General features: G+C 36.9%; 10 protein-coding genes and 1 pseudogene. 8 read left to right on the top strand and 3 right to left on the bottom strand.

The genetic code is table 11. The features are described from left to right. Positions 1-648 precede the first annotated feature (648 nt). From rseP to P3F56_RS06710, 7 genes and pseudogenes are all read left to right on the top strand, one after another. On the top strand, positions 649-1,707 hold the full coding sequence (gene rseP / locus P3F56_RS06740; RefSeq protein WP_281152142.1) for an RIP metalloprotease RseP: 1,059 nt from the start codon (positions 649-651) through the stop codon (positions 1,705-1,707). 43 nt (positions 1,708-1,750) lie between these two features. After that, on the top strand, positions 1,751-2,407 hold the full coding sequence (gene nth, locus P3F56_RS06735; RefSeq protein WP_281152141.1) for an endonuclease III: 657 nt from the start codon (positions 1,751-1,753) through the stop codon (positions 2,405-2,407). Positions 2,408-2,726: 319 nt separating this feature from the next. Further along, positions 2,727-2,864, top strand: coding sequence for a 50S ribosomal protein L34 (gene rpmH, locus P3F56_RS06730; RefSeq protein WP_044106898.1), 138 nt, complete (start codon positions 2,727-2,729; stop codon positions 2,862-2,864). A gap of 112 nt (positions 2,865-2,976) precedes the next feature. After that, positions 2,977-3,360 carry a ribonuclease P protein component gene (gene rnpA / locus P3F56_RS06725; RefSeq protein WP_281152140.1) on the top strand — a complete coding sequence of 128 codons (384 nt, stop codon included), beginning with the start codon at positions 2,977-2,979 and terminating at the stop codon, positions 3,358-3,360. Beyond that, positions 3,332-3,743, top strand: a pseudogene (locus P3F56_RS06720) (PH domain-containing protein). The gene rnpA and the pseudogene P3F56_RS06720 overlap by 29 nt, the downstream one beginning before the upstream one ends. A 110-nt stretch (positions 3,744-3,853) precedes the next feature. Next, positions 3,854-4,987 (top strand): membrane protein insertase YidC, encoded by a 1,134-nt coding sequence (yidC, locus tag P3F56_RS06715; protein ID WP_281152139.1) that lies wholly within the window; start codon positions 3,854-3,856, stop codon positions 4,985-4,987. 34 nt (positions 4,988-5,021) lie between these two features. Then, on the top strand, positions 5,022-5,510 hold the full coding sequence (locus tag P3F56_RS06710) for a Jag family protein (RefSeq protein ID WP_281152138.1): 489 nt from the start codon (positions 5,022-5,024) through the stop codon (positions 5,508-5,510). A 93-nt stretch (positions 5,511-5,603) separates the two neighbouring features. Here P3F56_RS06710 and P3F56_RS06705 read toward each other — a convergent pair whose 3' ends face one another. The 3 genes from P3F56_RS06705 to P3F56_RS06695 all read right to left on the bottom strand — a co-directional run bounded on the left by P3F56_RS06705 (position 5,604) and on the right by P3F56_RS06695 (position 9,529). Beyond that, positions 5,604-6,170, bottom strand: coding sequence for an RDD family protein (locus tag P3F56_RS06705; RefSeq protein WP_281152137.1), 567 nt, complete (start codon positions 6,168-6,170; stop codon positions 5,604-5,606). A gap of 32 nt (positions 6,171-6,202) precedes the next feature. Beyond that, positions 6,203-6,874 (bottom strand): N-acetylmannosamine-6-phosphate 2-epimerase, encoded by a 672-nt coding sequence (locus P3F56_RS06700; RefSeq protein ID WP_281152136.1) that lies wholly within the window; start codon positions 6,872-6,874, stop codon positions 6,203-6,205. A 363-nt stretch (positions 6,875-7,237) separates the two neighbouring features. After that, positions 7,238-9,529 carry a hybrid sensor histidine kinase/response regulator gene (locus tag P3F56_RS06695; RefSeq protein ID WP_281152135.1) on the bottom strand — a complete coding sequence of 764 codons (2,292 nt, stop codon included), beginning with the start codon at positions 9,527-9,529 and terminating at the stop codon, positions 7,238-7,240. A 110-nt stretch (positions 9,530-9,639) separates the two neighbouring features. On the opposite strand from P3F56_RS06695, the gene cobN reads away from it, so the two are divergent. Beyond that, positions 9,640-13,413: a cobaltochelatase subunit CobN gene (gene cobN / locus P3F56_RS06690; RefSeq protein ID WP_281152134.1), complete on the top strand. Its 3,774-nt coding sequence runs from the start codon at positions 9,640-9,642 to the stop codon at positions 13,411-13,413. Positions 13,414-13,434: the final 21 nt, after the last annotated feature.

Below are 13,434 nucleotides of genomic sequence, written 5' to 3'. Positions count from 1 at the left end.
GTAATAGAGTTGTATAATGACAACCTTAATTACTATAAAATCTGATAAGAATTTATTTTTTTTCTAAACACAAGTCAATAATCTAAATTAAAATAATAGTTTTTTAGATAAAGTAAATTACTTTAATATAAATCAAAAAATTTTTTACTTATCCCAATAAATCTATAAAAAATGAGATGTAAAGTACATATTTATGATTTATTGAATTTAAATTTATTTAAAATCTAATTCCTGTGTAATCAATCTACAAATATTAGGTTTGATATCCGCTTATATCGTATTACGACAACAAAAACAAAATAAATAACTGCATAATAAATATTATAGAAAGTCCTATGGTAGGTATCAAAGGTAAAAGAATAATTCTTTAGTAGGTCCTTTATTTTTAAAATAAAAACGATACCAGTGTTTTTTGGTGATTACTTAATATAAAGCAAAAAATTAAATTATTACATCGAATTAATATTGAGATATTGAAGTTCAATTCTTATTGGGATTAGTCTTGTAGGATGGGCGGTACTTTGATTATCCGATCTTAACTATGCTTTGCCCACCCTACTTTCGTTGCTTCCTTTGTTCGAGTGTTCCCCACCACACCAAGTACACTACAATGAAAAAAGTTAATATTATCTGTTTAGTCTAGAAACTATGTCAGTATTGGCAGCGATCACAGTTTTAGCGTTATTAATTGTCGTTCATGAATTAGGTCATTTTGCCGCCGCAAGATTCCAAGGAATCAGAGTTAACCGCTTTTCTATCGGTTTTGGTCCAAGTCTCGTCAAATATCAAGGGACTGAAACCGAATACGCTATTCGTGCTTTTCCTTTGGGGGGGTATGTAGGATTCCCCGATGATGATCTCAATAGTGAAATTCCCCTAGATGACCCCAATTTACTTCGTAACCGTCCCGTATTTGACCGGGCCATTGTTATCAGTGCAGGGGTAATTGCTAATCTGGTTTTAGCTTATTTTCTTCTAGTGGCGCAAGTCGCTACTGTTGGTATTCAAGATATTCAATCTGGACTAGCTGTTCCTACTATTGAACCCGCATCCGCAGCAATGGAAGCAGGAATGAAATCGGGAGACATCATCCTTAAAGTTAACAACACTCCCTTAGATGACTTCCCCGAAGCGACTGACTTCTTTATTGAAAAAATCCAAAACTCTCCCAATCAACCTCTTCATTTTACGATTGAACGGGATGACAAAACTTTATCTGTTACTGTTACCCCAAAATCTAATGACCAAGGTCAAGGAAAAATTGGGGTAGGACTAATTCCTAATATACACTTGAAAAAGTCTCAAGGACTTTTTGATGCGTTTGCTTACAGTGCGGATGCTTTTCAAGATTTAGTGACTCTAACTGCTAAAGGATTTTGGCAACTTGTGAGTAATTTTCAAGAAAACGCTAAACAGATAGCAGGTCCAGTCAAAATCGTCGAGTACGGTGCTAATATTGCCCAAAATAATGCGGGAAATCTCTTCCAATTTGGCGCGCTAATTAGCATTAACTTAGCTATTATCAATATTCTACCTTTACCTGCTCTTGATGGCGGTCAATTAATTTTTTTAATGGTAGAAGGACTACGAGGAAAACCTTTACCGAATAGATTGCAAGAAGGCATCATGCAAACAGGGTTAGTTTTACTCCTTAGTTTAGGATTATTCCTTGTTGTTCGCGATACTGTTAACTTAGCCTTTTTCTAAGAGTTATTTTAGCAAGTTTGATTGTAATTATTTAGATAAAAACATGAGCATTCAGCACAAAGGGAGAAACAAAAAACAGCGAGCATTAGGAATATTAACTCTTCTGAAACATATTTATCCCGATGCCACTTGTAGTTTGGTTTATGACTCCCCTGTGCAGCTTTTGATTGCCACGATTCTATCGGCACAGTGCACTGACGAAAGAGTAAATAAAGTTACTCCCAATTTATTTTTAAAGTTTCCTGATGCATCATCCTTAGCTCAGGCAGATCGAGAAGAATTAGAAGCATTGATACGTCCGACAGGATTTTATCGAAATAAAGCTAAAAATATTCAAGGTTCCTGTCAGAAAATCGTTCAAGAATTTGATGGAAAAGTTCCTCAAAAAATGGAAGAGTTACTGAGTCTACCAGGAGTTGCTCGTAAAACTGCAAACGTAGTTTTAGCACACGGGTTCGGACTTAACCTAGGCGTTACAGTAGACACCCACGTTAAGCGTTTAAGTAGACGTTTAGAACTGACGAAAGAGACGAATCCTGTAAAGATTGAAAGAGATTTAATGAAGCTATTGCCTCAACATGATTGGGAAAATTTTTCAATTCGTATCATTTATCATGGTCGGGCAACTTGTCGTGCTAGAAAACCAAATTGTCTTGATTGTCAATTGGCTCATTTATGTCCTTCTGTGGTAGATAGATAGATTAAATTGAAATTAAGTGTTACCATAGCCAACGTCTAATTCTCAGAATTATTGTAGTAAATCGTTAGATTTTCTGATGTATAATTCATAATTTTCTAAAAGAGGTTAATTCCTCCATAAGTTCAGTGGAAGAACAGATAATTTTTAGGGTGAGGTCTAAGATTGTCATTGCACCTCACCTATGTTAAGCAATTAAACTGAATGTAGGTTAAAAAATCACTTCCCGAGTCTTTACTTCTCTAGCTTTTAAAGATAAAATGGGAGGCCGTGTCTTTATAAGGCGTCAAGTAAACGGTAGCGTTGTCGGAGGAATAAATTTGTGACTCAGCGTACCCTAGGAGGAACCAATCGAAAGCAAAAGAGAAAATCAGGCTTTCGTGTGCGGATGCGAACTCAAAACGGTCGTAATGTGATTCAGGCTAGAAGAAAAAAAGGACGATACAGGTTGTCTGTTTAACCCTTGTCACTCTTATTCCAAAAGAGGTTAAAGTATTCGACGTTAGATCAAAATTAAACGTCGCGGGTTGTCGTATAAGTTATTGTTAACCCAATTCTAACCAGTTAACATAGTGGGATTACCTAAAGTTCATCGGCTAAAGAAACCCAAAGATTTCCAAGCTGTTTATAAACGGGGCCAACATTATAAAAGTTCTCATCTTTTGATGAGAGTACTATCAAAAGACCATCAAACTATGACCCCGATCCCAACTCAGTTTGGTGTCTCTGTTAGCCAAAAAATTAGTAAAAAGGCGGTGGTTCGCAACCGTCTCAAACGGCAGATTAAGGCAGCAATTAGCTCCTTGCTTCCCATAGTTTCCCCTGGATTAAAAGTAGTAATTACAGTGCGGCATAGTCAAAGTGAGTGCAATTATGAGTATTTTTTGCGAGAATTAAAGCAGTTGTTAATTAAATCTGATATCGTCTATGGACATACGAGAGAATACCTTTTATGAAGAAGGTCCTCATATTGGGGACTTTATCATTAATATTTTATTAGGATTTGCAGTTACTTGCTTCCCTCTAAAGGTTGGGGCTATAGTCAGAGCTATTTGGTTACGTTACTGCATTACAAATCATCAGATTTCAGTCACAGATGGTTGGATGAGATGCGATCATATCGACATTGTCTATGACGAAATCACCAACACAGTTAAAATCCCACGGGGAACAATCAAACTATTGGATGAAATTCTTGTTACACTCCGAGATAAAATTCGTCTGGAGTTGAGGTCAGTTCTTGACTTGCGTAAGGCTTATGACTATAAGTTATGATTATATGGCTGAAAAAGTTGTGACTAAGACAGGAAACTCTGTTGAAGCAATTATCAGCAGATAGATTTTAAAATTAGACCAGGTCAGAGGCTCCTTAACCTCTTCCTTTATTACCAATATTCGGTAAAGTAAACTACAGATAACCCTACAGCGAGACCGCTTGGATTAAGACGAATGGACTTTGGTGTCGGATTTATTTCCACAAACATTATGCTGCCAATCCTGGATTTCTTCTACGGGATTGTGCCTAGCTACGGTTTTGCGATTATTGCCTTAACCCTAGTAATTCGCTTTGGACTGTACCCCTTGAGTGCTGGGCAAATTCGCAATATGCGAAAAATGAAGATTACTCAGCCCCTAATGAAAGAACGACAAGAAGAAATTCAGCGACGCTACAAAGACGATCCTGCGAAACAACAAGAAGAAATGGGAAAGGTGATGCAGGAGTTTGGCAACCCTTTAGCGGGTTGTTTACCCTTGTTGCTACAAATGCCCATTCTCTTTGCTTTATTTGCCACCCTACGGGGATCGCCATTTGCCGACATTAACTATGCAGTTGATCTCCAAATTCTGCCTAGCGAACAAATTGAGCGTGTTGTACCTCAACCTTTTACGACGAAACCTAGTAACATCTACATTAGCGATGCTCTTCATTACCCCATTACGGCTTTATTACCTGGAGGGACTAAATTAGCTGTTGGGGAAACAACTAGAGTTCAATTTCAAACGACTGAAGGTCAGTCTCTTATGAAATTGCTCGCTGAAACCCCTGAAAGCGACATTGAGCCAACTTTTGAAGTTATAAAAGGCTCAGAACGAGTTAAAATAAACGAAGATGGAACGATAGAGGCTTTGGCCCCTGGGGAAGTAACTATCCAAGCCACTATTCCGGGGATTGCTGCCAAGACAGGTTTCTTATTTATTGAAGCTTTAGGACGAGTTGGCGTTATGGGGGATGATGGAACTATCAACTTAGACATCCTAGCCATGGTTTTGTTCTTTGGTGTTAGTATTTATCTAAATCAAGAATTATCCGGTTCTTCAGGCGGAGGAGCGCAACAGCAACAGGCGGTGAATAAAATTACTCCCGTAATTTTTAGTGGAATGTTTCTCTTTTTTCCTCTACCGGCAGGGGTGTTGATGTATATTGTTGTGGCCAATGTTTTCCAGACCCTACAAACGGTCATTTTGATGCGAGAACCTCTACCAGAGAACCTACAAAAATTGGTTGCACAGCAAGAAAAAGCTGAAAAAATCCAAGAAGCTCTTCCCTTTGAGAAAAAAAGCTCTAAAAAGAAAACGTCTTAATTTGTTAGTTAACAATAGGTTACAAATTGTCAAGATGGAGCGAGAAGTCCACTCAGGTAAAGCTTGGCTCGAAACCCTATTAACATTAATGGGGTTAACAGCACAAGTTAAGGTTCAAGACAAGAAAAGTCACTCTGATGAGTCCCCCGAATCCTGGCTGACGATTGATAAAACTCAGCTGACTCCCCAACAGACTAATATCCTCTTAAGGGAACAAGGAGCAGGGATAGATGCGATTCAATATCTAGCTAATACCCTCATTAATTTGAGTGTTGAACCCAGAGAACAACAGAGATATACGGTTGAACTCAATGGCTATCGTCTCAAGCGTCAGGAGGAACTTGTCACCTGGGCGCAGGAGGTGGTTCAACAAGTACGACAGACCGGACGGGAGGTAGAAATGTCCCCCCTCTCATCGGCAGAACGCCGTCAAATTCACACTTTATTGAAGGATGTGGAAGATGTGGAAACAGAAAGTCGTGGACAAGAACCTGATAGGCGATTAGTGGTCAAACTTCGATAAGTTGTTTATTAGTTAATAATATTCTAGATTCATCAGTCCGCTTTTGCGGACTTTGTTTTTGAATATATTTGTCTGCTGCTGTATTTTCTGTTTTCAATCATCTCTATACTTATCTCTATCTTGAGAACTTCTGATCTTACCTTTGATGATAGACTGAAGTTTTTTTAAGCGTAAATCTAAAGAAAATCCTCGATTAGTTTGTACTACAATCGTACCAGCTATTTGATCATGAAATGCTTGATTTAACTCTTGATCTCCAAGGGCTATTCCACAATCTACTAATAAGGGCATTGTTAATAACAACATTGATAAACCGTTACGAAAACTCATCCTCATTCCGATCATTGCCAATAAAGCTACAACGCCTAAAATACCTTCCCGTTTGGCCAATTCAATTAACCCTGGAATTTTACTGAACTGGACATCAATTACTTTCATGTCAAACGCCCAACTTCCTAAACTTTGCCCCTGATTTTTTTCTACTAAAATAACCCGTGATGTTAGCCAACAAATAACAAAAATGAGTCCTTGTAAAATCCCTCGAAAAAACGAACTGATAAACCAAATGGTCAAAAAGTCTAGGACAAAAGCAAAAGCCCTACGATCAAGAGGAACTTTAGGGAACCTTCGATAAATAGCTGATTTATTATCGGAATACATAATTTAAAATCAGTTAAAAATTTAATATTTAATTAATTAATGAAAACAGAATTAAAGGCTTTAACTTTTAAATCGATCCCTGTAATAGCTGTCCCGACAACAACACTATGAGCTCCATATTCTAAAGCTTTTTTTGCGTCCTGAGGGTTACTAATTCCTCCTTCACAAATAATAGGAATATCTAATTGTTCAACCATTTCTTGCAATAAAGAATACCCAGGAGGAGAAAAACTTTCTGTCTCTCTAGTATATCCATAAAGTGTAGTTCCTACATAGTCTGCCCCTGCTTTACTTGAAGCGAGCGCATTTTCGATAGTATCCACATCAGCCATGACTAATGTCCCTAATTCTTGATGAATTTTCTGAATCAAATTCACCATAGTTTCTCCTTGAGGACGGTTTCGGAGGGTTGCATCAATAGCAATAATATTAGCCCCTGCGTTAGCAATTTCTACCGCATCGGAGAAACAAGGAGTAATGTAAATATCATACCCTTGATAGTAACGTTTCCACAAACCAATAATTGGGATATTCGGCAATAATCTTCGAACAGCTTTAACATGGGATGGAGTATCAACTCTAATGCCTTTTGCTCCTTGATTAATAGAAGCCTTAGCTATAGCTGCTATAATTTCTGGGTCATGTAAGGGAGAATCTATAGGAGACTGACAGGAAACAATAAGACTAGACTGAGGTATTTTCATATTTTTTTTTGTTCACTGAAGTTTTTTTAGTTATTTTATATGTTGATATTACTTACTAATTTTTAGGATTTTAAAACCTAAAGTGCAACTAAAACTTAGTAAACCAACAACAATTACCAATATTAAATCGATTAATAAAATTATTTAACATGATAATTAATTATCAAAAATTCTTGGTTGTTTCAAAATTAAATCTAAAGCCACTAATCAAAAATTTTACAGAGTAAATATTGAGAAATATGGAAATAATTAAAATAAGAGGAGAGATAAGCTACATTGTTTATATATTAAATTGCTTTTACAAATGATAATAGTGACTAAATATTTTATATATAGATGATATATATATAAAAAAATAACAACTTATATTGACTCATCTTCCTCATTATTTTCATTAGACATTAAAGCATTAATTCTTTTTAACAAAAGATTAGGTTGAATAGGTTTTAATAGATAATCATCAATTCCCCTTTGAGAAATATCTGTCCAATCTGTTGAGGATATTTGATGGCTCAGTAACAAAACTTTGATTGATTTAGTATTCGGTAACTGTTTAAGGGTGTCGCTAATCTGATAAGCATCGGTCAAATCTTGATCTAAGATAACAGCAGTTGGCTCCAAAAGTTCAATGGTCTTAACTGCAGTAGCACTATCTATCAACCAAATAAATTGATAATTAGCTGCCGTTAATAGTTCTCCTACCAATGTGGCAATTTCTTCATTGCTTTCAATCAAAACAATATTTCTATTCCCTTTAAAAAATAATTGATCACGCTTTAATTTTCCAGATAATTTAAGTTGGCGTTGGGGTTGATTTGGCAGCCTAACTGTAAAGATTGATCCTTTTTCTAAAATAGATTCCACCTCAATTGTTCCTCCATGAAGTTCAACTAATTGTTTAGTTAAAGCTAACCCTAGTCCAGTTCCTCCATAAGTACGTTGCCGAGAGGTTTCCAACTGTTGAAATGATTCGAATAAGAGAGGAATTTGGTTTTCAGCAATTCCAATTCCCGTATCTTCTACTTGAAAACTCCCTTGATTTCCTTCCCGCCAAATCCTTAAGGTAACTGTTCCTCCCTCCGATGTAAATTTTAAGGCATTATTCAATAAATGATAAAGAATTTGTTGTAGTCTTTCAGGATCGGTAAAAAACTGATTTTCTTCTTGACCTTCTACTTTTAATTCTAAAACTAATTTAATATTTCTCCGATTAGCTTCTTTTTTAAATTTTTGATAGGCAATTTTCGCTACACTTTCTAAGTTAGATTCTTGAATAGATAAAACATATTTACCAGCTTCTAGCTTAGAAAATTCTAGTATTTCATTAATTATTTCTAACAGATGTTTTCCACTATCTTGAATAGTCTGAAGATATTGTCTTTGTTTATGTAAAGGGAACGATTTATTTTCTCCTGACCAATGTAACAATGTTCCTGACAATCCAATGATACAGGTTAAGGGAGTCCGTAATTCATGACTCATATTCCCTAAAAATTCACTTTTAGAGTGGTTCGCTGCTTGGGATGCTAATAAAGCATCTCGAAGTTCTTTTGTTCTTTCAACAACTCGCTGTTCAAAAGTTTTCTTTTGTTCTTGAACTTGGGTATATAATTGAGCTTGATAAATAGCGACCGCCAAATGTTCTCCAATTTGTCCTAAAAAGTTTTTTTCACTATCAAACCACTGTCTTTTTTCAAAACATTGATGAACGATTAGTAGCCCCCAAAGTGTCTCTTCAACAAGAATAGGGGCAATTAACTCAGACTTTATCCAATATTTTTCGAAAAATTGTGTTAGACAAAATGATGAAGAGCAAGCTTGATCTACGTCTTCTATAGCTAGAATCGAACCTCGACGAGACTTTTCCTGATAGCTAAAAATATAGAAAAAACAATTATCTTCAGCAGTAACATTTAAAAGAGAGGGAATTCTAGTAAAAAGTTTAGATTCGTAGGTGACACACCCCCAATTTTGATTGGACTTAATATCTGACGAATGATCGGATTTGTCATAACCAAATTCATAAATAACTGACCTATCAACTTGAAGAAAACTTCTGAGTTCTCTAACTGCCGTTTCTAGAATACTTGATAAATCTAAATTTTGGTGAATTTGAACAATGATTTGGTTTAGTAATCGTTCCTGGGCAATTTTCTGCCGCAGAGTATCCTCTAGTTTATCAAAATCAGGAGCTCTATAAATTTTTTGAGAATCATTGATGGAATCTGGGGCTAAAATATCGAATAATTGGGTGATAAAGATCTTTTCTAGGAAACTCGATGAAATCTGTTGACTCAAAGAAAATTGCGTGAGAAGCTCCCATAAAATAAATGAGGGGGCAAGATTTTGTTTGAGATCATTAATAAAATCTGCAATCATCTGTCGATCCCAAATAATACTTGCCTGATAACATAAGGTGGTGGTATCAAAGGTTCCCCGTAATAAAAGACTCAATTCAGAAGATAGTAATAAGGAAAAATGTTCTTGCGCTAAACTCCTGTCAAGATTAGGAATTTCTGCTAGGATCATCTCCTGTGTAATTAATGTTCCATTTATTCCCTCCATTGCTGCAAGTTGTCGCCAGAGAGAACCTAGTTCTTCAAACACTCTAATGGATAGAGTTCGGCGTAACATAGAGACTTGAAAACGAGTCATTAATCTTGGAGACAGTTAGAGACAACGCAGGTAAAACCATTGATCTAGAATCTACCTAATTCCCTACGCCATACCTGAAACCTAATAATTTTTAAAGATAAGGAGTTTCAATGCATCGAATTGCTGCTACCCCAGGAGGCTGGAATCCTGATAACGAAGGTGTAATCTTTGTTGAACAAAACCCGGCTCCGATTATTTTCCTTAGTGCAGCCGATACAGATATTCAAACCCTGGCCTATGCTATTAAGCATTTACCGACTAATTTCCCCGCAATACGGGCCGTTAATCTTCTACAATTACAACAACAACTGAGTATCGACAGCTATGCTGACACAGTATTGTCCCAAGCTAAGGTTATTGTTTTACGATTATTGGGAGGTCGGTCTTATTGGTCTTATGGATTAGAAGTCGTTAAAGAAATAGCAATTTCTCTAAAGATTCATCTCTTTATTCTACCAGGCGATGATCACCCTGATCCTGACTTAATGAGTCACTCGACAGTTTCTTTAAGTCACAGTAACCAATTATGGCGGTATTTAACTGAAGGGGGCATAGAAAACTGGGTAAATGCTCTAAAATTTATCTGTGATATTTATCAAAAAACATCCTATCATCCTCCCACTCCCCAACCCGTTCCTAAGTTTGGTCTATACTCTTGGCAAGATTTAGATAAGACTTCCCTTAATTCTTATCCTAATCTTGCCTTACTTTTTTATCGTTCTAATTATTTAGCAGGTAATTTACTCGTTATTGATAATCTTTGTCAAGCCTTAGCAAAAAGGGGCTTAACTTCTTGGCCAATCTTTGTTTCTTCTTTACGAGATCTGGAAGTTCAAGGAAAACTGATTGACTATTTTAAACAATTTAAAAATAACCCAATTCAATTAATTCTGAATACTACCAGCTTCTCTTTAGCTAAAATAAATTCTGACTCAGGAAACATTGATAATTTAAATCTATGGAAAAATTTGAATCTTCCCGTCCTACAGGTAATTTTAAGTGGGGGTACTTTTGAACAGTGGCAATCGAGTTATCAAGGATTAAACCCCCGTGATGTTGCGATGAATGTTGCCCTTCCTGAAGTGGATGGTAGAATTATAACCCGCGCAGTTTCTTTCAAATCGGTTCAAGCTTGGAATAAAGACTTAGAAACCGATGTTGTGATTTATCAACCTATCGGTGATCGCATTAATTTTGTCGCTGACTTAACTCAGAATTGGATACGGTTAAAAACTACTCCTATCGCTGAAAGAAAAATTGCCTTAATTCTCGCTAATTATCCTAATAAAAATGGTCGAATTGCCAATGGAGTGGGGTTAGATACTCCGGCAAGTTGCCTCGAAACCTTGAAGGCATTAAAAAAAGCTGGATATCAGGTTATAGATATACCAGAAACAGAGGATAAATTAATCGAACGGTTAACCACTGGAGTTACTAATGATCCCGAGGGAAAAGAATTAAGACCAATTTATCAATCCCTTTCTAAATCAGACTATTGTACTTATTTTCAAACCTTACCTCATTCAATTCAGACCCAGATTGAGCAACGTTGGAAAACTTTTTATCAATCCCAATCTATCTCATCCTTTCATGTTCCTGGTATTCAATTGGGAAACATTTTTGTTGGCATTCAACCTTCGAGGGGGTATGATTTAGACCCTAGTTTAAATTATCACGCTCCTGATTTAGAACCTACGCCTCATTATTTAGCCTATTATCATTGGTTAAAACATCATTTTAATGCCTCAGCTATTATTCATTTTGGCAAACATGGTAACCTAGAATGGCTGCCTGGAAAGAGTCTAGCTCTTTCTGCTAATTGTTATCCCGAAATAACTCTAGGAACACTTCCTAACTTTTATCCATTTATTGTTAATGATCCAGGAGAAGGGTCTCAAGCAAAACGTCGTTCCCAGGCTGTTATTTTAGATCATTTAACTCCTCCTTTAACCCGCGCTGAACTCTATGGGGACTTAGAAAAACTTGAAACCCTAATTGATGAATATTATGAAGCTCAAACTCTCAATCCCTCTCGCCTAAAAATTATCAGTGATCGCATCACTCAACTGATCAACGAAACTTGTCTCAATCAAGATCTAGGTATTGACTTAACCACCAACACTTTAAGCCAATTTCTAACCCTTGCAGACGGCTATTTATGTGAATTAAAAGAAGCCCAAATTCGGGATGGTCTACACATTTTTGGACAATGCCCCCGACGCCCTCAACTCACAGGATTAACCCTAGCCATTGCACGTTTTCCTGACCTCAATCGCCTAGGATTAACCACCGCGATCGCTCAAGACTTAGATCTCAACTTCTTCCCCCTAACCACTTCTCCCACAACCCCATTTTATCCCCCCTCTTTTTCTCCCTCGGCGCCTCCACATCTGTGCCTAAAACTAAAACAATGTCGTACTACTGGACAAGCTACAGAAGTTCTAGAAACCTACGCGAGCGAAATCATTGATTCTCTTATTCTCACTCCCCAAACGCCTATTTCTTGTACCCTCAACGCCACTCGAACCGAACTTCAATGGATACAAACTCGTCTCCTGCCATCCCTTTACCAAACCCCTCAAGAAATTACTAATCTTCTTAAAGGACTTAACGGCGAATACATTCCTAGTGGAGCTGCTGGCGCGCCAACCAGAGGACGGCCAGACGTTCTCCCCACTGGTCGTAACTTCTACTCAGTCGACATCCGTGCTATTCCTACTGAAACTGCTTACAATATTGGAAAAAAAGCTGCAGAAACAGTTATTGAACGCTACACTCAAGAACATGGAGAATATCCCAAAACTTTAGCGATTTCTATCTGGGGGACTTCTACTATGCGAACTGGAGGAGATGATGTAGCGCAAGTGTTTGCTTTATTGGGTGTTCAACCAATTTGGGATGGGTTATCTCGTCGGGTTGTAGGCTATGAAATCCTTAGTCCATCAGTCTTAGGAAGACCACGTATAGATGTAACGGTTCGGGTATCGGGCTTTTTCAGAGATAGCTTTCCCAACCTTCTACAATTGATGTACAATGCGATAAGTGGAGTGTCAGACCTAAAAGAAGAAAAAGAAATTAATCCCTTAGCTGCCCAAGTTAAAGAAGATAAAGTTTTTTGGGAAAAAAAAGGGTTGACCGAAGATAAAGCCAAACTAAAGGCTCAATATCGAATATTTAGCTCAAAGCCTGGAGCATATGGGGCAGGGTTGCAAGGGTTAATTGAGGCTCAAAATTGGAAAGATGACGCAGATTTAGCAAAAGCCTATTTGAATTGGAGTTGCTATGCTTATGATAAAGATGGCATCGGTCATGGGGTTCCAGAAGTATTTGAAAAACGCTTGAAACAGTTACAAATTGTCTTACATAATCAAGATAATCGGGAACATGACTTATTAGACTCTGATGACTATTATCAATTTCAAGGAGGACTAACTGTTACTGTTAGATCATTAACCAATAAAAATCCTGAGACGTATTTTGGAGATAATTCTATCTCATCTAATCCTAAAGTTAGGTTATTAAAAGAAGAAATAGCTAGAGTTTACCGTTCCCGTGTTATTAATCCTAAATGGATTGCCGGTGTGATGCGTCATGGCTACAAAGGAGCATTTGAAATGGCAGCTACAGTTGACTATTTATTTGCTTATGACGCTACGGCTAGGTGTGTAGAAGATTTTATGTATGAAGGAGTGGCTCAAGCTTATTTATTAGATGAAACGGTTCAACAGTTTATTTATAAAAAAAATCCTTGGGCTTTACGGGACATGGCCGAAAGGTTATTAGAAGCAAATTTAAGGGGATTATGGCAAACTGTAGAGAAAGAAACTTTAAAAAAATTACGAGCTATTGTTCATCATGCAGAAGGAGCGATTGAACAAATATAGGGACAATTAGGATTTTAACAA

Origin of the sequence: cyanobacterium endosymbiont of Epithemia clementina EcSB, assembly GCF_029919255.1 — a bacterium.
Taxonomy (GTDB): Bacteria; Cyanobacteriota; Cyanobacteriia; order Cyanobacteriales; family Microcystaceae; genus Rippkaea.
The sequence above is the reverse complement of the archived record's forward strand: the minus strand, read 5'-3'. Positions and strand labels throughout refer to the sequence as shown.

Excerpts from the sequence above, each read along its gene's own strand:
- P3F56_RS06710 (WP_281152138.1), top strand. The coding sequence starts at position 5,022 with ATGGAGCGAGAAGTCCACTCAGGTAAAGCTTGGCTCGAAACCCTATTA.
- cobN (WP_281152134.1), top strand. The coding sequence starts at position 9,640 with ATGCATCGAATTGCTGCTACCCCAGGAGGCTGGAATCCTGATAACGAA.
- P3F56_RS06705 (WP_281152137.1), bottom strand. The coding sequence starts at position 6,170 with ATGTATTCCGATAATAAATCAGCTATTTATCGAAGGTTCCCTAAAGTT.
- yidC (WP_281152139.1), top strand. The coding sequence starts at position 3,854 with ATGGACTTTGGTGTCGGATTTATTTCCACAAACATTATGCTGCCAATC.
- P3F56_RS06695 (WP_281152135.1), bottom strand. The coding sequence starts at position 9,529 with ATGACTCGTTTTCAAGTCTCTATGTTACGCCGAACTCTATCCATTAGA.
- rseP (WP_281152142.1), top strand. The coding sequence starts at position 649 with ATGTCAGTATTGGCAGCGATCACAGTTTTAGCGTTATTAATTGTCGTT.
- P3F56_RS06700 (WP_281152136.1), bottom strand. The coding sequence starts at position 6,874 with ATGAAAATACCTCAGTCTAGTCTTATTGTTTCCTGTCAGTCTCCTATA.
- nth (WP_281152141.1), top strand. The coding sequence starts at position 1,751 with ATGAGCATTCAGCACAAAGGGAGAAACAAAAAACAGCGAGCATTAGGA.